The organism is Flavobacterium sp. GT3R68, assembly GCF_007109225.1.
GTDB lineage: Bacteria > Bacteroidota > Bacteroidia > Flavobacteriales > Flavobacteriaceae > Flavobacterium.
In genome coordinates this window covers 597,026-619,201 of the sequence record NZ_VJZK01000001.1, presented here as the reverse complement: position 1 = coordinate 619,201, position 22,176 = coordinate 597,026, and the positions used below count along the sequence as shown (strand labels likewise).

Sequence of the window (22,176 nt, the reverse complement as noted above, 5' to 3'; positions counted from 1 at the left end):
CTTACCTTATCAATAAAATAATAGGGCTAGGGTTTCTTATTATCCTTAACAAGTATAAGGCTTTATTTTGATATATTTAAATTCATAGTCAAGAAATTTCTTATGATTTAAAACTATCCAAACTTTAAAACTAACGATGAGATTTGTCAATAGGATTTTAGGAAAGATGCGGGGTTAGCCGGTAATTTTTTGTAAAGAGGTTTTGATTCCTTTGATTAACGACGAACTAAAGCCCTGATGTTCCATTTCATTCAGGCCAACAATGGTACATCCCTGCGGGGTCGTCACCCGGTCGATTAATTGCTCCGGATGTATTTTTTCTTCCAGCAACATCTGCGAGGCTCCTTTTGCGGTCTGGGCGGCAATAGCCAGTGCGGTCTGCGAATCGAAACCTATCTCAATACCAGCCTGCATCGAAGCCCGGATGTAACGCAAGGCATAGGCAGTTCCGCACGCACCGAGTACCGTAGCGGCGTCCATAAGTTTTTCTTCTATTACCGGGACAGTTCCGACATCGGCGAAGAGCGTGATTACCTTTTGGGCCTGTTCTTTGTCTTTATCAATAAAGGCAATGCAGGTTGCGGATGCGCCAAATTGAATGGCAATATTAGGCATAATCCGGAATATTGGACTGGCATTATCAGTGAATTGCCTTAACGTTTCAATAGTGATTCCGCTGATTGCGGAAACGATCATTTTCCCCAAGGTCAGGGGGGCGATCTCGTTCAGGACGGTTGCGGTCTGATGCGGTTTTACGGCGAGGATAATGACATCCGCTTGCTGGATTTGGAACGTATTGTCGGATGCAACAGTAATGCCCGATTGCCTTAGATATTGAATGCTTTCGGTATTGCGTCGGGTGACAGTTATGTTAGTGTTTTTGGAATATTTGGATAAACCGATAGCGATGGCGACACCTAAGTTACCACCACCAATTATATGTATGTTCATGAAATGTCGGAGTTAAAAGCCTAAAATAAGTTTGGCAATTGAAAAATAAATCAGAATCCCGCAGATATCATTACTTGTAGTGATAAACGGACCAGTCGCTAATGCGGGGTCGATTCCAAATTTATCGAGTAATAAAGGGATGAAAGTACCGATTAAGGAGGCAATGATAATTACCGAAACCAAAGCAATGGTAATGACCACGCCTATTATGGGTTCTACATTTAACAGAAAATATCCGCCTAAAAATAATATGGTCGCCAGAATGACACCGTTCAATAAACTCAACGACACTTCCTTAATCAATCGGTTGAATAAGGAACCGCTCAGCGTATTGTTGGCTAAACCCTGAACAATAATTGCCGAAGATTGTACCCCTACATTTCCTGCCATCGCAGCAATCAGTGGCGTAAAAAAGAATAATTTCCCGTGCTGTAACATGGCGCCTTCAAAAAGGCCCAGCACTTTTACGGTTACAAAACCTCCCAAAAGTGCCAATACCAACCATGGCAAGCGGGCTTTGGTCAGTTCGAGAATGCTGTCATCCGCTTCAACGTCCTGCGAGATACCGGCGGCTAACTGGTAATCCTTATCGGCTTCGTCCTTGATTACGTCCAATATATCATCAATGGTAATACGGCCTACAAGTCGTCCCAATTCATCAACCACCGGAATGGCCTCTAAGTCATATTTTTGCATGATACGGGCGACCTCAACATCTTCGGTATCGACATTCACCGAGTTTAATTTTCGGATATAGACATCACTGATCTGTGTTTTGGTCGAAGTGGTCAGCAGATCTTTAAGAGACAATCGGCCTTTTAAACGGTCCTCATCATCAACGACATAAATCGAATGTACTCTTGAAATGTTCTCGGCCTGGATTCTCATTTCTTTCACGCAAGTGAGTACGCTCCAGTTTTCATTGACCTTTACCAATTCCTTGTGCATGATTCCTCCCGCGGTATCTTCAGCATAACGCAATAAATCGACAATGTCTTTCGCGTGTTCAACATCCTGAAGTTCGGAGATTACTTCGCTTTTTTTACTTTGCGAAAGTTCTGCGATAATATCTGCCGCATCATTGGTTTCAAGTTCATCAAGTTCTTCCGCGATTTCTTTTGGCGAAAGCCGGTCCAAAATGTTTTCCCGTAAGTCCTCATCAAGTTCCAACAGGATTTCAGCGGTTTTTTCACTATCTAAAACCCGGAAAATATAAGTCGCTTCGTCAAAATCAAGCGCATCCAGAATTTCAGCAATATCAGCATGGTGCATATCATTCAATAACATTTCCAACTCTTCGTCGTTCCTGTTTTGAATAAGTTGTTCTACCTGAACAATAAGCTCTTTGCTGATTTTAAACTGCATCGGCGGCTATTTTTTGAGTAAGTTCTATAAATTGTTGTACATCCAGCTGCTCCGGACGAAGGTCAAAGATAGTATCTTGTCGCAAATTATCCGACAGATTTAAGGTTTTTAAACTGTTACGAAGTGTTTTTCTGCGTTGTTGAAAGGCTGTTTTTACAACGGTAAAAAATAATTTTTCGTTACAAGGCAATGTGAAGTTTTCTTTTCTCCGCAAGCGCAACACTCCGGACTTTACCTTTGGCGGCGGATTAAAAACGTGTTCATCAACGGTAAACAAATATTCGGCATCATAAAAAGCCTGGGCCAGAACCGATAAGATTCCGTAGGCTTTGGTTCCTTTTTTTTCACAAATTCTTTGGGCAACTTCCTTTTGGAACATTCCAGCAAATTCAGGAATCTGGTCGCGGTATTCCAACGCACGGAAAACGATTTGTGTCGATATATTATATGGGAAATTACCGATGATGGCGAATTGTTTCCCTTCAAAGATTTCGTTGATGTTGTATTTCAGAAAGTCCTTCGATATAATCCGGTCTTTCAATTTTGGATAATTCTGATCCAGATAGGTTACCGATTCGGCGTCGATTTCGATGACATAAGTATTGACTGGCTTTTCCAGTAAATATTTGGTCAGCACTCCCATTCCAGGCCCGATTTCCAATAAATCGTTGTAACCTTGTAGATTTAACGTATCGGCGATATCCTTGGCGATACTTTCATCTTTCAGGAAGTGTTGCCCGAGGTGTTTTTTGGCTGTTACTTTTTCCATTTTTAGATTGTTAGACACCTTAGATTATCTAGATGTCTTAGGTTATTTGAATTTTAAACATTTGATTGATACGATTTCTAAAAATCTAACAGTCTAAGTAATCTAAATGTCTTGTTTAATGCTCACTTATTAACTCTAACTCCGTTCTGAAAGCGAGCATTCTTTCGCCAAAAAGTTGTAATCCTTCTTCACGCAATCTTGGCGCGTCTTCGTCATAATATCGCTGCAACGTTTCCCTGCTGTCCGTTATGAATTGGATAGAATACGTAATTCCACCCATTTCTTCTTCAATTAAAACTTTGACCAATCTTGCCGAAGTAAATTTTCCCGTTGCCAAAACATCCTTAATGTGTTTTTCCTGCATCCATTTCATCCATTGATCGTGGACACTTTCGTGAATATTGATGGTTACGTTATATATTATCATTTTAGATTTTTTAGATAGTTTTAATTACAAATTCGTATCGCCGCGAAGTTGCCTGAATTTTTTGCGCGCATCGATAAAAAAGATACTGTCTTCATGATTAAAAACGATTTTTTCGTACAGCGGCTTGGCTTTATCAACATCTTTGAGTTGTTTGTTATAAATTTCGGCCGAAAAATATAAGGCTTCATCAATATAAATTCCTTCCTGATGTGTAATGATAATCGATTGGTATTGGCTTAAAGCCGAATTATAATCGCCCAGTTTTTCATATGTTTTTCCCAGGCGGAGCAACGTGATACTCTCAATTTCGTCACCTTTGAAATTCTTCAGAATCGCCTGAAATTGAATTAATGCCTCCTGGTTCTTATTTTGGTACAGCAAATAATCCGCCCGGGCGAATTGTTTTAAAGCCGTTTGTGTCGAATCGGCTACCTTATTATCATTAATCAACAGGAAATATTCGAGCGCATCATTCGCGATTAATTGTGTCGAAGCCGTTTTTAAAACCTTAAACTGGCTTAACGCCCAATCGAAATCACCTTTGAAATAACTGGTTTTGGCGGCTTTCAGACTTGCTTCATGTCCCACGACATCATTTTTTAAATCCTCTTCAATCTGCGAATAATAAATCAACGCCTGATTAAATTTCTCTTCATACAACAGAATATCGGCCAGTTCCATTTTGACCTCCGCAATCTGATATTGATTCAAAGGCAATTCCAGCGTTTTTTTTAATATCGTTTTTCCAAGTTCGGAATTTTTCAAATGGAACGTTACAAAGTGTGCCTGTAAAATCTGTAAAGACAAGGAATACGGACTGATGCCAAATTGTTTGACCAATTGTTCTAATTCTCCTTCGATAGTTTTAAACTCTTTTTCGGACGCATTTTTAATCTTCATTTCGGTCAGAAAATAATGGGCCTGAATCTGCAAATCCAAATCCTGGGTATTTTCCAATACGAAGGCCAGAATTTCTTTCGCCGTTTCGAATTCGCCTTCCGCTATGGATAATTGGGCCAGGTTGACAATGTTCGAGAAGGTTTCCGGATTGCGTCGGTAAATGGCTTTTTCCTGAATAAATGCCTTTCCGTATTCCTTTTGCTGAACATAAAACCAGCTTAAATATTGGTTCCAAAAAATATCCTGGTTTTTCTGGACTCTCAGCAACAAGGCTTTCCGCAGGGCTTCATTGAAAGTCGCTTCGCCGTCTTCGAGTATAAAACGGGAAAACTGGTTTTGTATGGCAATCAGGTTGGGTGGATTGTTGTAGGATTCGGTCAAAAACTTTTCAATCATCATGTCCGTGTTTCCCTTTTGACCATAAAGCAATGCCATCTGAAAATTGAAATTAAATTTCTGATCTAATGAAACTGCCATTTCATAAGCTTTCAGTGCATAATCAATCAATGCTTTGCGTTCGAAAGCTCCGGCAACTCCGTACACTTCATTGGGATTTTTTTTAATCCGGTCCAAAGCCTGTTCGAAATATTTTTTGGCTTTGTCTTCGTCTTTCTTTAATTGGAAATTGGCGCCCAATTCGACCAGAATATTGGCCTGTCTGTATTTGTCGAGACGTTCCTGAAGCGCCTTTTCGGCAGCATCAAATTGCCCTAATTGCTGATAACAGTCAATCATTTTTAGGAAATAGACACTATTGCCGGATTGGTTTTTTAATAATTCCTGGAAAGAGATCAGCGCTTTTTCGAATTCTCCTTTATCGTAATAATTCGCGGCCAATTGTTCGTTTTGGGCAAAAACGACCAGTGAGAAAAATAAAGCGATATATAGGAAAACAGTTTTCATTGCACTTTCAGTATTTTGCAAAGATACTCAATTAGTTATCAGTCCCGAAGCTATCCGGAGCAGTATCCGTCTTCAGTGGATATTCCAAACGAACACTTTATACGAAATCTAATTTATAATGTCGAATCCGCAATAAGAGCGTAACACTTCCGGGATAACGATACCTTCGGGCGTTTGGTAATTCTCCAAAATTCCAGCCAAAACTCTCGGCAATGCCAATGAGCTTCCGTTTAAGGTATGGGCCAATTGGTTTTTTCCGTCTTTATCCTTAAAACGCAATTTCAGACGATTGGATTGGAACGTCTCAAAATTGGATACCGAAGAAATTTCCAACCAACGATCCTGAGCGGTAGAAAATACTTCAAAATCATAGGTTAACGCAGACGCAAATCCCATATCACCACCACAAAGTCGTAAGATTCGGTACGGTAATTTCAGTTCCTTCAAAATGCCTTTGACATGCTCGACCATTCCGTCCAGCGCTTCATACGATTTATCAGGATGCTCCACGCGAACGATTTCCACCTTGTCAAATTGATGCAAACGATTTAATCCGCGGACATGCGCGCCATACGAACCTGCTTCGCGACGGAAACAAGGCGTGTAGGCTGTGGCCAAAATTGGTAATTCGTTTTCATTCAGGATGACATCCCTGAACAGGTTCGTCACCGGGACTTCCGCAGTTGGGATTAAATATAAGTTATCGGTGGCGTCATGGTACATCTGTCCTTCTTTGTCGGGCAATTGTCCAGTTCCGAAAGCAGAAGCTTCATTCACCATATGAGGTACCTGATATTCGAGATAACCGGCTTCGGTATTTTTATCCAAAAAATAAGCGATCAACGCTCTTTGTAAACGGGCACCTTTTCCTTTATAAACCGGAAAACCGGCACCTGTTATTTTATTTCCAAGTTCAAAATCGATTATGTCATATTTTTTTACCAGTTCCCAGTGGGGCTGAGCACCTTCATGCAGAACCGGCACAGCACCTTCTTCAAAAACATTCAGATTTTCTTCAGGAGTTTTTCCTTCCGGAACAATGTCCGCCGGAAGATTGGGTAACGTGTATAATTTTTGCGTCAATTCAGCTGCCAATGCGTCTGCTTTTTCCGCAAGTGTTTTGCTTTTTTCCTTCAGGACAACGGTTTTCGCTTTTAAAATTTCGGCTTTTGATTTTTCACCGCTTTTCATCAACTCACCGATATCTTTGGATAGTTTATTAGATTCGGATAAAATGTTGTCCAATTCCACCTGCGTCGAACGGCGTTGTTCATCCAACTGCACCACTTCATCCACAACCGTTTTGACATCCATGTTCTTTTTCGCCAAAGCTTTAATAACTTTTTCCTGATTTTCCCTAATAAATGCTATCTGTAACATATCCTGATTTTAATAAGGAAGCAAATTTAAGGATTTGTTTTATATAAAGACAGGCAAACTGAAAAACTTGAAATTTACATTCGGAAGTGTATTTTGGTAGTGCATTAACGCAATTTTACAACTATATTGACTATATTCGCAAAAATATACCACGCCCAATGAAAAAAACCTACCTACTTACCCTAATGTTTGCCATATCTGGAGTATTTGCTCAGGAATCAGATATAGAAACCAGTCATATTGCTGAAGCTGAAATGAAAGCAGCCTCAAAATTGATTAATTTAGCGGTAAATCCGAATACTTTAAACTACGACATTACCTACCATAAGCTAGAATTTACAGTGGATCCGGCGGTTTATTCCATCGCAGGAAAAGTAACGACTACATTTACGGCCTTGTCGAATATGTCGACAGTTACATTTGATTTTTACAAAAAAAATATAGTTCCATTTAATATTTCTTCAGTAAAAATGAACAATGTCAGTTTGGCTTTTGTACACAACAGCAGTCATGAATTGATCATTACCCTTCCTTCGACTTTGACAACAGGAAATTCTGCTACTGTCGTAATCACCTATAGTGGTGCCCCCTCAACTGCCGAGCAAGCATTTACAACTGAAACCCATTCGGGAGCCGCGGTTTTATATACCCTTTCAGAACCTTTCGGCGCTCGCGATTGGTGGCCATGTAAACAGGACCTGAACGACAAGGTAAACAGTATCGACGTATACATTACAGCGCCGTCCCAATATGTCAGCGTTTCCAACGGAATCGAAACGACAGCACCGGTAATTGTTGGCGCCAATAAAACGACACATTTTCACCACGGCTATCCAATTCCTGCCTACCTGATTGCCATGGCCGTTACCAATTATAATGTATTCAACCAACAGGGAGGTTTAGGCACTGTTGCCAGTCCGTACTTTCCTATCATCAATTATATCTATCCCGAAACGGCAGCCAGCACACAAGCCAGCTTGGCAGTTACACCCGGAATCATCAATTTATATGAAACCCTGGTGGGAAATTATCCGTTCCGAAATGAGAAATACGGTCATGCCCAATTTGGTTGGGGTGGTGGCATGGAACATACAACAGTATCTTTTATGGGTGGATGGTCGAGAGGCCTGATTGCGCACGAAATGGCCCATCAATGGTTTGGGGATAAAATCACTTGTGGTACCTGGAAAGACATCTGGTTAAACGAGGGCATCACCGAATACATGTCCGGTCTGGTCGTAGAAAATCAGGACGGGGCGGCAAGTTTTGTTTCCTGGAAAAATGGAAAATCAGCCAATATCACTTCACAGGCCACCGGAAATCTTTACTTAACCGATGCTCAGGCGATGGATGTTAACCGAATTTTCAGTAGCCGAATAACCTATGATAAAGGATCGATGGTTACCCATATGATTCGATTTAGAATGGGCGATACTAACTTCTTTCAGGCGTTAAAAAATTATTTAGCCGATCCAGCTTTAGCATACGGTTTTGCTTTAACTCCACAATTTAAGGCACATCTGGAAGCGGTTTCCGGATTAAGTTTTACCGAGTTCTTTAATGACTGGGTGTACAATCAAGGATATCCAACTTATACCATTACAGCGCAAAATACGATTCCCGGACAAGTACGGTTCGTGGTAAATCAAACGCAATCTGATGCTTCGGTTACGTTCTTTGAAATGCCGGTACCGGTAAGGGTTTTTGGATCCGGAGGACAACAGATGGATTTCATTTTGCAGAATACGACCAATGGACAGATTTTCCTGGAAAATGTTCCTTTTGCAGTTTCCAGTGTCACTTTTGATCCGAATAAAGATATTATCTCCCGAAACAACACGGCTACCTTAGGGACTGAAGATTACATTATGGCGCAGGCCATTCAGTTGTATCCGAACCCTACGGCAGATGTTTTACATATCGAAGTTCCTTCATCCATAACTTTGGAAAAAGTGACCGTTTACAACAGCATCGGACAGACGGTTCTTGAAAACAACAGCAACATTATTTCGGTTGCGGCGCTTTCAACCGGGGTTCATTTTATCAAAATGACCACTTCCGCAGGAACCTTTCACAAAAAATTCATAAAAAAATAAACTGTCCTGAACATTCATGCAAAAAGTAAGGCGAAAACCTTACTTTTGTGCGTTATTATTGAACCTGAAACTTACAAATGGAAATAGCTATCAAAATGGGCCAGTTTTTACTGAGCCTTTCTTTACTGATTATACTGCACGAATTAGGACATTTTATTCCTGCCAAATTATTTAAAACCAGAGTAGAGAAATTCTACTTGTTTTTTGACGTTAAGTATTCTTTGTTTAAGAAGAAAATCGGTGAAACCGAATACGGAATCGGATGGTTGCCTCTTGGTGGTTACGTGAAAATTTCAGGGATGATTGACGAAAGCATGGACAAAGAGCAAATGGCACTTCCCCCTCAACCGTGGGAATTCCGTTCGAAACCGGCCTGGCAGCGATTGATCATTATGCTTGGAGGAGTGACGGTCAACTTTATTTTAGCCTTTATCATTTACATCGGGATGGCATTCGCTTATGGGGATTTGTACATTTCAAATTCGGAAGTAAAAGACGGTATCTGGATCGCGAATCCGGTAGTGGAGAAAACAGGCTTGAAAACCGGTGATAAAATTATTTCCGTTGACGGTGTTAAAGCCGATAAATTCCACGAACTGAACGAAAAAATCCTTTTAGGAAAAGAAGTGGTCGTGGAGCGCAATGGAACCGAACAAAAAATTGCCTTGCCGGTAGATTTTATTGACAAATTGATGCAGGGAGAAAAAATCTCTGTGGTTGAATTGAGAATTCCTTTTGTTGTTGGCGGAGTTACCGAAGATTCTCCAAACAAGGATAAGGTCCAGCCAAAAGACATCATTACCAGCTTCAATGGTGTTCCCGTGAAATATGCCGATGAGATTATAGGAGCAGTAGACAGCCTGAAAGGAAAAACAGTTCCTGCTATTGTCACCAGAGACAACAAGGAAATTGCTGTTTCCCTGAAAGTGAATGACAGTGCCAAAATGGGAATAGCATTCGCTCCGAGATTGTCGGCTGATAATTTAGAAAAGTTAGGTTTGTACAAAGTAAGCAAACAGGAATACGGATTATTGGAATCAATTCCTGTTGGAATAACAAAAGGTAAAAACCAATTATTAGGATACGGAAAACAATTAAAAGCGATTTTCAATCCAAGCACAGGTGCCTACAAAGGTGTGGGTGGTTTTAAAGCCATTTTTGACATTTTCCCTAAAACCTGGAGTTGGGAAGCATTTTGGAGCATCACGGCGTTGCTGTCGATTATGTTGGGTGTAATGAACTTATTGCCTATTCCGGCATTGGATGGAGGACATGTGATGTTTTTATTATACGAAATGATCTCGAGAAGAAAACCAAGCGATAAATTCATGGAAAATGCCCAAATGGTTGGTTTCGTATTACTTATCTCGCTCCTTTTATTTGCTAACGGGAACGATATTTACAAAGCCGTTATCGGAAAATAATTATTTTGAAAAATTTATTGAAATTTGTTTGCAATAATTAAATTTCGCCCTATATTTGCACCGCTTTAAAAGTGAAACACACGTTAACTTTTCTTGCTCAGTTTCCTTCTTAGCTCAGTTGGTTAGAGCATCTGACTGTTAATCAGAGGGTCCTTGGTTCGAGCCCAAGAGAGGGAGCAAAAAGCAGACGCCATTCGAAAGAGTGGCGTTTTTTGTTTTATACAATCTCAGTAAACTCAAGACTTCACTTAATTTCTATTACAAATGGATATTTTGTCGTTTGACAACTTTGACAGGTTTTTTGATAAAAAAAGGTACCCAAATCGGTACCCATCTAAAATCTCGAGGTACCCATTTTTAAATTCCGAATTGATATGCCAATTGTTTAACTCAAATTCAATTGGAAATGCATCAAGAAAAAATCACCATTCTGTTTGTAATTAGCGCAAACAAAACCAATCAAAAAGGATTATGTCCTCTTAATTGTAGAATTACGTTCAATAAAGAACGGAAACAATTCAGTACAGGACTTTTTGTTAATCCCAAATATTGGGGAAACAAACTCCAAAAAGTCAACACACAGGATTCTAATCACAAATTCATTAATGCTCAAATTGAGAAAATTGAAATTAAGATAAAAAATATTGCATTGGTTCTCCAACTTCAGGGAGCAGATTGCACGCTTGATAACATCTATAATAAATATATCGGTGTAGAAATCAAAAAGAAAGAACACATCCTCTCCTATTACAAACAATATTTAACTAAAATCAAGAAACTTGTAGGATTAGAAATCAAAGAGAGCACCTATAAAAAATTCGTCTATGTTGGCACGCATTTAGAGTCATTCATAAAATGGAAATTTAAAAAATCAGACTTCCCTTTGGAAGAATTGAACTTACAATTTCTTGACTACTTTGATTACTATTTAAAGACAGAGAAAGGTCAAGAGCAGATTACCATCAATAAAACAATACAGAGACTTAGAGCGCCAATAAAACAAGCCATTTCAGAAGGTTATTTAGCGAGGGATCCTTTTGTACTCCATAAGTCCAAAACAGTTCGTAAAGTCGTTACATTCCTTACCACAGAAGAACTCCAAACACTTGAAGAAGCGGTATTGCAACAAAAAAGATTATGCATCATTCAAGATTTATTTATTTTTTGCTGCTATACAGGATTGGCGTTCACAGAAATGACCCATCTTGAAAAGCAAAACATACAAGTAGGCTTTGATGGCATTAACTGGATTCAAATGAAACGAGAGAAAACACAGCGTCAAATCTCTATTCCAATACTTCCAAAGGCTCAAGAAATTATTGATAAGTATTCAAATGAGAAGAAACTCGTATTCCCATCCATAAGCAACCAGAAATTCAATTCTTATCTCAAAGAGATTGCGGAAATAACTGGAATTGAAAAACGACTTACTCATCATATTGCAAGAAAAACATTTGCGTCTACGGTTCTGCTTTTCAACGATGTTCCTATGGAAATTGTATCAGAATTGTTAGGTCATTCAAATATGACTATTACACAAGAGAGTTATGGGAAAATTGTTCAGAAGAAAGTGAGTGAGGCAATGTCCAATCTTAAAAATAAATTGAAATAACACAAAAGGAGACTAACATATTTAATAAGCCTAGTCTCCTTTTTTATTTAAAATATCTAATCCTTCAAAGATTTCATTTATATTTTTCCCTAAAGCAGAACAAAATCTCAATAATAAATCTACTGTCATTCTTTGTTCATTTCTAAATACCCTTCGTACGGTAGTTTCTGAACATTGTGAAGCTCTGGCAAATTCAGATTTATTTCCATCAAATTTCACAAGGAACTCTTTGTAGAGCCTTTGAGTTAATTCAACTTCTATTTGTTCAAGATGCTTCTGCATTGAACAAAGGAAACAAATGGCTAACTCAAAATTCCTTTCACCTCTCGACTTATAAGTCGAAAATTAAATTAGATTTGTATTTTTAGAAATACAAAAAGATGCAAAGTGCCATGAGTTTTAACCAACAAAAATCAATTATTATTTTAAACTAAAAAACAACAACTATATGAAAAAACTACTTCTACTTTCATTTTTAATAATTTCCAATTTTACAGTTACAGCCCAAGATGATATCAAAACAGATGGTGAAAGTAAAACTAATAAAGTATCGATTTTTGATCCCACTTCTAAATTGCCCATATCAAAAACAACCCACTTGGGATTAAAAGTAGAGCCGAAGGAAAATGAATCAAAAAGTGAAAATGAATTACTCTTAGATGAATTAAATAAATTAGATTCAACATCGACACAAACAACAAGTAATTATTCAAATAACCAATATTATAATACTGATTTGGGTTCATCAAAATATGATTCAGAAATAAAATGGAATGGTGACATTAATCCGAACGATGTTCAAGGTTCGTTGAATAGATTTCGACAACAAAAGTGGGAAGAGGAATGGGGGGTTTATAGAAATATTGGAATAGGAGTTGTGTTTCTTCTAATTATTATCTTCATTTATAATACAATTAAAAGTGATAACAATGAGGAATTAATCGACAAAACCAATTCTCCCGCTGTTATTACGGAAATTGACATTATGCAAGTACAAAAACCTTCAGAAGAAATTTTAGCTATTAATCATACTATGGGTCTGGAAGAAGAGGATTTCGAGGAGGAGGATTTTGAGGAGGAGGATTTTGAGGAGGAAATACAACCAGTTAGAATCTTTGATGATGTTATTGTAAATAAAAAGATTAATGTTTTTTGGGCTGGCAAAATCGAAAAAATCATGATTCAAGAAATTGAAGGTTTCATCCCTAACAATCCGTGGAAAGACAGTCCGCTTGAAGGACTTCAAATAATAAACAAGATGCAGATAATAAGTAACGAATTCAAAACCCAATTAACATCAAATAAAGTGGAATTTGACATCAACGAAGACGACATTGAATATATAATCTCAAAAGCATACGCTAATGTTTACCCTAAATTTATAGAATCATGATTTGGATTCAGAGTTAAAAATTTAAACATCAGGGCTTCCATTACGGGAGCCTTTTTTTATGGTTAAAATTTTTATTTTTTTTAAAAAAATTTATGATCAAACGTGTGGATAAACCCAACATCAAGCCCCGACTCTCCTCAAACTTTGGGAGATACCCCCAGGAATGTAGAGTTGAATTGACGTTCTAACTTTTCAATTCCTGGGAATTATCCATTATTGTTTAATCTTAAATCACAAAAAACTATGGTAAGTGTAATTGATTACAAATCAGTAGAAAAAGAAGACGGCGAAAATTTCTTGTTATTAGTCTTGCAGGGAGGAGTCGAACCTGTAAAAAGTGTTACAACTGGCAAAATGTATTTCACGACAAGAACCGTTAGAGTCCCAGCAACATTCGATGAAGCGACTTGCAAAAGTTTAATTGGTTCACAATTTGAAGGTACGATTGTCAAAGTTCCAAGTGACTCTTATGAGTTCACTATTAAGGAAACGGGTGAAACTGTAAAACTAAATCATCGTTACGAGTATGTAACGGGTGTCGATGCACTAAAACATCAGTTAGTAAATAGTGAATTAGTCCACTAAACCCTTGAAAGGTATAAATAACAAGGTCTTCTTTTTGGGAGACCTTTTTTATTACATCTATTTCAAAACAATTGTCAAATTTCTAAAGAAAAAATTTAAAACTAAAAATTATGAAACTACAAAAAGCAGAACGCCATCAGGTAAAACTACGCATTGGTCTTTCAGGTCCTAGTGGATTTGGAAAAACCTATTCCGCATTATTGTTAGCTTATGGAATCACAAACGATTGGGGCAAAATCGCTTTAATTGACACAGAGAACAAATCCGCAAGCCTTTACTCTCATTTAGGAGATTTCAATGTATTGTCACTGGAAGAACCATTTACCCCAGAACGCTATATTAAAGCGATTAAGGTATGTGAAGACTCAGGTATAGAAATTATCATTATTGATTCTATCTCGCATGAATGGCAGGGAAAAGGCGGATGTCTTGAAATCCACGAACAATTAGGAGCTCGTTTTCAAGATTGGGCTCGTGTAACTCCTCGTCATAATTCTTTTATAGATGCTATCCTGCTATCTCCATGCCATGTTATTACCACTTCCCGTAGAAAGGTGGATTACAGCCTTGACAAAGATGGTAATGGTAAAACCAAAGTAATGAAACTGGGTACAAAAGAAATTACAAGAGAAGGTTTTGAGTATGAGCTCACAGTAAACTTTGAATTATTAAATGATAATCATCTCGTGTCCGCATCTAAAGACAGAACTGGTTTATTTATGGGTAAACCTGAATTTATAATTAATTCTGCAACTGGAAAAAAATTAATCAATTGGTGTAATCAAGGAATTAGTATTGATAAAATTAAAGAAGAAATCAATACTTGCGAAACTGCTGATAGTTTGAAACAAGTTTATGCTAAGTACCCAAATTTAAGCACTGAACTTTATCCAATTGTAATGGCTAGAAAAGAAGTATTAGATAATGCTTCAGCACAATTAATCAACGAAGAAGAAATCATTCAAAACTTAAATCCTCAAGAAAATGAATTTATTAATAAATAATCCCGACAGTCAAATCATTGATGACATAGAAATTGTTCAATCAAAAAAAAGAAATTTTATTGAAGCGAACACAATTGAAGTTTCGTTGAAACATCTCCAAAATGAATGCACGATTCCCGTGTTTTCCAAAGATAATGAGTGTACAATTAGCCATTATGAATTTATCAACAGCGCGAAAGAAGTGATTGAAGATATATTGAGTTATAAAGGCGTTTTAACGCCTAATATAAGAACATCTCACATAATCAAAGGCAGAATTCCGTCCGCAATTGGAAAGCCCGCAAACGAGCTCTCTGACAGCGAGAAGACCATCTATTATGAGCGCTGTATGTTCCTAATAGAAATCCCTGAAATAAGTGAAATTATCAATGGCAATAAACTCAATTTAACCATCGGTGGTGTACGTTCATATAATCAGGAAAACCTTTTCAGTAAAAAATCTATGGAAAAATTTAAAGTGTTTATTGGATTCCAGAATACAGTTTGTACGAACCTCTGTGTTTCGACTGATGGCTTGCTGGAGGATCTTCGGGTAAGTTCTGTATTAGAGTTGAAAGCTAAAATTTATGAGCTAGTCAACAACTATAAAAAGAAGGAGCATCTTATCAATATGGAAAGAATGTTCAGGTACTCGTTAACAGAAATACAATTTGCCCACCTTATTGGTAAAATGAAGTTGTTTCCGTATTTGGCTAAAGAAGAAAAGCAAACCCTGTTCCCATTGGCGATAAATGACACGCAGCTAAATATTATCGTGAAGGATTATCATACGGATGCACACTTCTCTAAATCAGGGGACAATACGATTAACTTTTGGAGTCTTTACAATCTAATGACAGAAGCCAATAAGAGCACGTATATTGACAATAACTTGGAGCGCAATGTAAATGCATTCGAGTTTATCAATTACATGCTAAATTCGGTTGAAAATCAGAAACCAAACTACTTCCTTCATTAATTATACATAGCTTTTATGCCCATTTACAACAGCAAAAAAAGCATCTAAAAAAAGAAATAATCACTCCACAAATGACAAAAAAAGAGTTGGCGGAGCTGTTAAAATACAGTTCTCCACAAGAATTGTATGTTATTACGCATTACGGTGTCCTAATACGGTTGTTTTGTCCATTCTCAGTAAAAGTATTGCGAGATATCGGAGTACTGGAGAGTGGGCAGATTGTATTAGTTGACGAAATCAAGGTTACATTAGAATTAAAAACTGTTTATATAATTAACAATGCCGCTTATTTTTACTTTCACTTTAATATCGAAGTTTAAAATAGGCAAAGGAGTTATGCTTTTTTGTATGACCAAGCTTTTGAAACCGTTTCTCCTTTAACAAAAAACAATTGAAAACGTAATAGCTATTTAATTAGGTAACGCAAAAAATATATACATTGCGTTACCTTTTTTACTAAAAAACTTGTCAAACTTGGCATCAAATTTATATTATGATATTAAACGTACTTTTTTCAGATTTTACCACCGTTGAAAGATATTTAGCCCTTCAAAATAAGTTTGCCAACTACGACGTTAGTCGTCAGGGAATGGAGGAGCCACAATATGAGCAATTTATTCTAGGCGATTTTACAATAACAACTCAATCTGTAGATGAAAATCACAATCCTGATGTTACAGAGATTTCATTTTACGACTTCATCAATCCACAGATAAATACCTTAGCTAGAACTTTTATTGGAAAGATAAACACGAAAATAGATTCCCAGTTTTTACACAATGTACCCGAAAGAGAACATTTCATACAATACACACTAGATGAGCTATTCGTAATAGGGGAAAGAGTATCATCAGCTGACTATTTTAATAGTACAATTCAAGATGAATTACTTCTCCAATTAAACATGGTTATAGATTTTCTTTCAAATTATAATTCTGATAAAGAATACAAAATAGAAAAAAAATTGCAGTTCAATTTAAACAAAACTGATTTACTCTTATTAATGCATTTATTTAGATTGAAGGGACATTTAAACTGTCCCTATGATGCCCAACTAGGATTTTTGATTGAAAAAACTTTTCAATATTATAATGAAGAAACGAAATCATATGATAATATTATTAAAGCAGGAAAAGTAATAAACGATATTAAAAACGGATCTAGACCTGTAAATAAAGCAATAGACCGATTAAAAAGTATACTTCAAGACGATTCGTTTTACAATTTATGAAGGATTTTTTCTTCTCTAAAAACCAACAGGGGATGAAATCTTTTCCCCTATAAAAACTCTATTTTTAAAATACTTTTGCACCAGTTCTTTGAAATAGAAACAACTTATTTAGCTCGAGCAATAAGTTTTATGTTCCAAAAACGGCGTAGTTAACCTACTCCACTACAAGACCATAATGGTAAAGTGAGTAGCATTTTAAAAATGATTTAATGATAAAGGAAGAAAATAAAATTTTCTGGAATGAAGAAGGAAAAACTGCAAAAATCAGCCATTCAAAACTACTTGGATTTATAAACGAAAACGGTTTTTCAAAAGCAAAAATAAATGATACCAATACGATATTGGTTAAGAAAACAAATAATAGAGTTCGAATTGCCTCAGAGGAAGAAATAAAAATTCTTGTACAGAAGCATTTGAAGGAATATGCGAATGAAGAAGTTTTAGAAACATTTACAAAAGGTGTTGGATCTTATGTTACAAAATGCAAATTAGAGTTACTCGACCAAACTGCTCTAATTGATGATAGAGACTCTAAGGACAGTTCAAATTTCTTTTTCCAAAATGTCTTTTGTAGAGTAACTTCTGAAGGTATCCAAATTCTAGATTACAGCGCATTAACCTCAGTTATTTGGGAAGACAAATTGATAAAAAGAAATTTCGAAATGCCTTCTCTGAGTACAAGCGGAGATTTTGAAATCTTCTGTAAAAACATCTCATTTAACAATGATGAACGATTCCTGGCTTTAAAAACAACGTTAGGTTATTTACTTCATAGAAATAAAGAAGTCGGGGAATCTAAAGCTATTATTCTGTATGACGAAAAAATGGGACTTAACAAACAAGCCCATGGAGGAACTGGAAAGACTTTACTAAGCCTCGCTTTAAAAGAATGTAGAGAATTAGAAACTTTCGACGGGAAGGAAATAAAAGAGGGCAGTTTCTTTAAAAATCAAAGATTAAATCTTACTACTGATTTAATGGTATACGACGATTTAAAAGCCAATGTGAATTTTGAATCATTTTTTCCAATAATCACCTCTGGTATAGAAGTGGAAAAAAAAGGCAAACAGTCTTTTTACATTGAGCAGGACAAATCACCAAAAATTTTAATTAGTTCCAATTACATTGTTAAGGGTCCAGGCGGTTCTTCCGATTCAAGACGAAGACATGAATTTGAAATTGCAAACTATTACAATGAAGAATTAACCCCAGAAATGGAATTTGGGTCACGATTTTTCAATAGTGACTGGAGTCAGGAAGAATGGAATAAATTCTACTTTTTTATGATGACCTGTGTAATGGATTATTTAAAAAATGGATTGATTAAACCTGAATCAATAAACCTGAGAAAGAATCGGATGATTGACCAGAGTTGTCCACAATTTATTGAATTCGCCAAAGAAAATATCACTTTTAATAAATGGATTGATAAAAGGAATATTTTTCAGATTTTTCAATCTTCATATCCTGAAATAGAGGACTTATCTTCCCATAAATTCACAAAATGGATTAAAGATTATGGCGTAAGTTTTGGAAGTGCGTATGAAGACAAATCTACTGGTGGTATTTATTTATTTATTTTAAACAAACACGAAGATGCAAATGGAAACTAATATTATATATAAAGCTATAAACACGATTACTCAAGAAGTATACATAGGTGCAACTGCAAAAACTTTAGAGGATAGAATCGAAGACCATATTCAAAAAGCCAATAAATCAAATGGCTCATATTTTCAAGAAGCTATTGCGACATACGGCGCAGATGCTTTTGTATGGGAAGCCATAGATACAGCAGAAACAGCTAATGACTTAGCGGAAAAAGAGAGGAATTTTATTATTGAGTTCAATAGTCAAGAAAATGGCTATAACTCAAATCGTGGTGGTGGATTTAAAAAAACCATATATCAATATGATTTTAATACTGGCGAATTCCTAAATTCTTATGAGGATTTACAAAGTGCAGCAACAGCGGTGGACACTGACAAACGAAGTATCAGTAATTCGTGTTTGCAAATTTATAAATCGTGTAAACAATTTTATTGGAGCTACACCAAGGCTCCAGTTTTTAAAAATGAGCCTGACTGCCGTAAGAAGTTCGTCTCCCAATATTCTTTAGACGGAACATTTATTGCAGATTACTCTTCGGCTGCTGAAGCATCAAGAAAAACCGATGTTTCGAAAACTTCTATTACTAGATGTTGTCGTGGAGAAACTGAACAGAGTAAAGGGTTTGTATGGAAATATTCTTAAACTTAAAGACGGTGTAAAAACCGTCTTTTTTATTTGAAATCAATATCAGATTTTAATCTTCTTTTTAAAAGTTTAATCCAGATACCCCTAAGTTTGTCTATATCATTAATAGGTAAATCTTTAAAAATAATTGAGTCGGTATAATTCAAAATTTCAATTATACTTTTTTCTTTTACAAACATTGTATTTAATTCCTTAAGCTCTTCATTACCTATTTCATGGCGGTACGGAATGTTAAGGTTTTTAAATTCAGATGGTGTTAATTCCAAAACTCCCCCACCATAAAATCGCCCTTCTAATTCAGACAAAATAAATGTTAATGTATTGTAAAAACAAAATGTAAGGGTTTCAATAGAAAAAGAATCACGCATTTTTATTCTATAGAAAGAATCAGTAACCAAAGCATTTACTGGGTTGAAAATTATTTTTGGAAAGACATGAGACCTTTTTACAAAAAATCCTTCTGGATGCCATACAGAAGGTATTGTATACCAATTTTCTCTCAGTTTCATTTTATATCTAAGATTAAGTTTTAATTTTTCTCCCTCTAAAATGTATTTTTGAAAAGGTTTATTCTGCAACTTGAATCTAGTATTTTCAAATAGTATTAATTGTGTAGGTTTATTTTCATTATTTAATTTAATAAGCTCATCAATATCAAAAATTATTGTATTCTTAAGAAAACTGCTCTTTTTAAGGATTGTTTTTGATATATCTGTTAGCATTCTTTCCTCAACCTCTGACTTACTTCTAATAAAATAATCATTTGCCGCCGATACAATTCCAACTTCTGCCTTTGCACAAAATTCTTTTATAGGCTGCAATTTAAATTTAGTCACAAGTGATTCAATAAAATTTAATTCATCTTCATCTAATATATAATTAGTCCACTTGTCTAATCTTTTTCTGTTTATGTTAGTATGTTTTTCAACAAAGTCAGGAATTTTTAAATCTTCCAGTTTTTCTACCTGATAAAAGGAAACTTCATTTTTTATAGGATTACTTTTTTTCTTACCTATAAAAACTACAACATCTTGTTCAGCACCCTTAAATATTAATTCATTGAAAGCAAAAATTTCAATTCTACTATAATTCGCTAATAAAAAATCTCTGATTGGTTTAGTATATTTTACTTGAAGGAGTTCCGAGGGAAGTACATAACATATTATCCCTTCCTCATCTAGTTCCTCAGTAGCTTTTATTAAAAATGCTGGCCAAATATTTTTGACCTCACCATATTTATCTATGGATTTGTCTAAAACTTTTTTACATAATTCAATTTGTTCTTTAGATAAAAAATTCTTACTTATGTATGGTGGATTTCCAATAATAATTGAAAATTTATCATTCTCTTTCGTGAGGTAATCTCCCAGATGTACTTTGACAGTAAAATTTTTATTGGACAGCAAAATATCTGAGGACTTTAATAATTCCTCCTCATTAATATCGCATATATCTATAAGGATCTTTTTATTTATTGGCAAGTTGTTCTTTAAGGCTTCGACGAAACTTCCATCTCCGCAACTAGGTTCTAAAATTTTATAATTTTTTAACTTATAGTTCTTAACAATATGTTTAACTAAGAATTCTGATAAAACATATGGGGTATAATAAGAGCCTGTTTCTTTATTAATCATTTACTAATTTGTGGGATTGTATAAGGGGAAATACTCTGCAGTTTAACTTGTAATTGCGTGATTCTACGAACGGACGTTGCTGTTTCAAGAAAAGAATCAAATATTTCAGCTTTTTTTTCTTTCGGGAGTTTTTGCAATTTTTCTTCAAGCTCCCTTAAGCAATTTAAATTTTTTGTCAATTGATTCATCAGCTGATAAAACCTTCTTTCATTTACTAATTGAGGTCTATTTAAGTATAGCTTTTCTATGATGTAATTTGTAGTTACTGTTTTTCCTAAAATAAATCCTGTGGAAGGATTTACTGATATGTAATCGAAGTAATTTATTAGTAAAGGATTAGGATAAAAAGGTTTGTCAAATTTATCGCTATGATTATTTGGCCAATCATTACCTTTAAAACAATTGCAAATTGAACATGAGTAAAATAAATTACTATATGTGTTAATTAAATTTGGAAATTTTGATTTTGGTTTAAAATGCTCTACGTGAAAATTTCTGATTCCCCCAAATCTACTCTCATGTATACAACAGTATACACATTTATACCCAGCTTCAATTGCTAACTCAGGTTTACAATCTCTATAATTTTTTTCTTGTGAAAGTTTATGTGCATCTTTAACTACAATATCCCAAATCATATTCTTATTTTAGGTTCGACTCAATTTTTATGAGTAATTCATCAAATTCCTTTATTTCCGCAGAAAATTCTCTTAACCATGCTTCTGTTGAAACAGTATCAACATTATGCGTTATTGAAAGAAATTCCTGAATTTTATTCATTTCTTCTTTGATTTCAGGAGATACTTCACCATCTGAACTGGAAACAATAGCTGCTAATTCTGAAAGCCTATCTTTTTTTGAAGAATATTTGTCATAAAAATCACTTCCAGATTTTACGAATAAATTTACCCATTCATTGGTGTTTTTTTCAAAGTCGGATTTAGAAAGTATAAAATTATAATTTTTATAATTTTCATTTAAATCATCGTCTCTCTTGGCAGCTGTTATACAGAAAATAGGTAATTCAGGATAAACCGCTCTCAATAAAATAACAACATCATGACCTAAATAGTCCACAACAGATGATTCGTTAAGTTTCTCATCTATTATTAAAACTGAAATTTCATTTTCCAAAACCCACGATTGATAATCCGCTTTGCTACTAAGTGGTTCGATATCTATAACATCCCATTCTTTATTTCCATCAGTTAAGAACGGCAATAAAATCGCGTTTCTTAAGCTTGTTCGTGTCCTTTCTCTGTCATCAATAAGTCCTATATATCTCATA

Annotated in this window: 21 protein-coding genes and 1 tRNA gene; 12 read left to right on the top strand and 10 right to left on the bottom strand. The window is 35.7% G+C overall.

Features of this window, described 5'->3' with window-relative positions; genetic code table 11:
- Positions 1–174: 174 nt before the first annotated feature.
- From proC to serS, 6 genes are all read right to left on the bottom strand, one after another.
- Positions 175–951: a pyrroline-5-carboxylate reductase gene (proC, locus tag FNW07_RS02670; RefSeq protein WP_126744229.1), complete on the bottom strand. Its 777-nt coding sequence runs from the start codon at positions 949–951 to the stop codon at positions 175–177.
- A 12-nt stretch (positions 952–963) separates the two neighbouring features.
- Positions 964–2,316: a magnesium transporter gene (gene mgtE / locus FNW07_RS02665; RefSeq protein ID WP_126744228.1), complete on the bottom strand. Its 1,353-nt coding sequence runs from the start codon at positions 2,314–2,316 to the stop codon at positions 964–966.
- On the bottom strand, positions 2,306–3,085 hold the full coding sequence (gene rsmA, locus FNW07_RS02660) for a 16S rRNA (adenine(1518)-N(6)/adenine(1519)-N(6))-dimethyltransferase RsmA (RefSeq protein ID WP_126744227.1): 780 nt from the start codon (positions 3,083–3,085) through the stop codon (positions 2,306–2,308). The genes mgtE and rsmA overlap by 11 nt, the downstream gene beginning before the upstream one ends.
- 115 nt (positions 3,086–3,200) lie before the next feature.
- Entirely contained in the window at positions 3,201–3,512 is a 312-nt protein-coding gene (locus FNW07_RS02655; RefSeq protein WP_126744226.1) for a DUF4286 family protein, read from the bottom strand.
- Between the two features lie 24 nt (positions 3,513–3,536).
- Positions 3,537–5,315 carry a tetratricopeptide repeat protein gene (locus FNW07_RS02650; protein WP_126744225.1) on the bottom strand — a complete coding sequence of 593 codons (1,779 nt, stop codon included), beginning with the start codon at positions 5,313–5,315 and terminating at the stop codon, positions 3,537–3,539.
- A 108-nt stretch (positions 5,316–5,423) separates the two neighbouring features.
- A complete protein-coding gene (gene serS, locus FNW07_RS02645; RefSeq protein ID WP_126744224.1) occupies positions 5,424–6,695 on the bottom strand; it encodes a serine--tRNA ligase in 1,272 nt (423 codons plus the stop codon).
- A 158-nt stretch (positions 6,696–6,853) separates the two neighbouring features.
- Here serS and FNW07_RS02640 point away from each other — a divergent pair, with 158 nt between their 5' ends.
- The 4 genes from FNW07_RS02640 to FNW07_RS02625 all read left to right on the top strand — a co-directional run bounded on the left by FNW07_RS02640 (position 6,854) and on the right by FNW07_RS02625 (position 11,827).
- On the top strand, positions 6,854–8,791 hold the full coding sequence (locus FNW07_RS02640; protein WP_126744223.1) for a M1 family aminopeptidase: 1,938 nt from the start codon (positions 6,854–6,856) through the stop codon (positions 8,789–8,791).
- A gap of 77 nt (positions 8,792–8,868) precedes the next feature.
- A complete protein-coding gene (gene rseP / locus FNW07_RS02635; RefSeq protein ID WP_126744222.1) occupies positions 8,869–10,215 on the top strand; it encodes an RIP metalloprotease RseP in 1,347 nt (448 codons plus the stop codon).
- Positions 10,216–10,318: 103 nt separating this feature from the next.
- Positions 10,319–10,392, top strand: a tRNA-Asn gene (locus FNW07_RS02630).
- A gap of 229 nt (positions 10,393–10,621) precedes the next feature.
- Entirely contained in the window at positions 10,622–11,827 is a 1,206-nt protein-coding gene (locus FNW07_RS02625; RefSeq protein ID WP_126742471.1) for a site-specific integrase, read from the top strand.
- Between the two features lie 30 nt (positions 11,828–11,857).
- Here the strand turns inward: FNW07_RS02625 and FNW07_RS02620 are convergent, their stop codons facing one another.
- Complete coding sequence (locus tag FNW07_RS02620) at positions 11,858–12,109, bottom strand: helix-turn-helix transcriptional regulator (RefSeq protein WP_126742470.1); 252 nt, start codon at positions 12,107–12,109, stop codon at positions 11,858–11,860.
- Positions 12,110–12,275: 166 nt separating this feature from the next.
- On the opposite strand from FNW07_RS02620, the gene FNW07_RS02615 reads away from it, so the two are divergent.
- From FNW07_RS02615 to FNW07_RS02580, 8 genes are all read left to right on the top strand, one after another.
- Positions 12,276–13,220, top strand: coding sequence for a hypothetical protein (locus tag FNW07_RS02615; protein WP_126742469.1), 945 nt, complete (start codon positions 12,276–12,278; stop codon positions 13,218–13,220).
- A 243-nt stretch (positions 13,221–13,463) separates the two neighbouring features.
- Positions 13,464–13,805 carry a hypothetical protein gene (locus FNW07_RS02610; protein WP_126742468.1) on the top strand — a complete coding sequence of 114 codons (342 nt, stop codon included), beginning with the start codon at positions 13,464–13,466 and terminating at the stop codon, positions 13,803–13,805.
- Between the two features lie 110 nt (positions 13,806–13,915).
- Positions 13,916–14,809: an AAA family ATPase gene (locus tag FNW07_RS02605; RefSeq protein ID WP_126742467.1), complete on the top strand. Its 894-nt coding sequence runs from the start codon at positions 13,916–13,918 to the stop codon at positions 14,807–14,809.
- Positions 14,790–15,767 carry a DUF3871 family protein gene (locus FNW07_RS02600; protein ID WP_126742466.1) on the top strand — a complete coding sequence of 326 codons (978 nt, stop codon included), beginning with the start codon at positions 14,790–14,792 and terminating at the stop codon, positions 15,765–15,767. The genes FNW07_RS02605 and FNW07_RS02600 overlap by 20 nt, the downstream gene beginning before the upstream one ends.
- A gap of 71 nt (positions 15,768–15,838) precedes the next feature.
- Positions 15,839–16,087, top strand: a complete 249-nt coding sequence (locus tag FNW07_RS02595) for a hypothetical protein (RefSeq protein WP_185964605.1) — start codon at positions 15,839–15,841, stop codon at positions 16,085–16,087.
- Between the two features lie 173 nt (positions 16,088–16,260).
- Positions 16,261–16,998: a hypothetical protein gene (locus tag FNW07_RS02590; protein WP_126742465.1), complete on the top strand. Its 738-nt coding sequence runs from the start codon at positions 16,261–16,263 to the stop codon at positions 16,996–16,998.
- A 209-nt stretch (positions 16,999–17,207) separates the two neighbouring features.
- A complete protein-coding gene (locus FNW07_RS02585; protein WP_126742464.1) occupies positions 17,208–18,611 on the top strand; it encodes a primase-helicase family protein in 1,404 nt (467 codons plus the stop codon).
- On the top strand, positions 18,601–19,251 hold the full coding sequence (locus tag FNW07_RS02580; RefSeq protein WP_126742463.1) for an NUMOD1 domain-containing DNA-binding protein: 651 nt from the start codon (positions 18,601–18,603) through the stop codon (positions 19,249–19,251). Before FNW07_RS02585 ends, FNW07_RS02580 begins: the two co-directional genes overlap by 11 nt.
- A 29-nt stretch (positions 19,252–19,280) precedes the next feature.
- Here the strand turns inward: FNW07_RS02580 and FNW07_RS02575 are convergent, their stop codons facing one another.
- The 3 genes from FNW07_RS02575 to FNW07_RS02565 are packed head-to-tail and all read right to left on the bottom strand — an operon-like array spanning position 19,281 to position 22,175.
- A complete protein-coding gene (locus tag FNW07_RS02575) occupies positions 19,281–20,888 on the bottom strand; it encodes an N-6 DNA methylase (protein ID WP_126742462.1) in 1,608 nt (535 codons plus the stop codon).
- Positions 20,885–21,526 (bottom strand): HNH endonuclease, encoded by a 642-nt coding sequence (locus FNW07_RS02570; RefSeq protein ID WP_126742461.1) that lies wholly within the window; start codon positions 21,524–21,526, stop codon positions 20,885–20,887. Before FNW07_RS02570 ends, FNW07_RS02575 begins: the two co-directional genes overlap by 4 nt.
- A 4-nt stretch (positions 21,527–21,530) precedes the next feature.
- Positions 21,531–22,175: a hypothetical protein gene (locus tag FNW07_RS02565; protein WP_126742460.1), complete on the bottom strand. Its 645-nt coding sequence runs from the start codon at positions 22,173–22,175 to the stop codon at positions 21,531–21,533.
- Position 22,176: the final 1 nt, after the last annotated feature.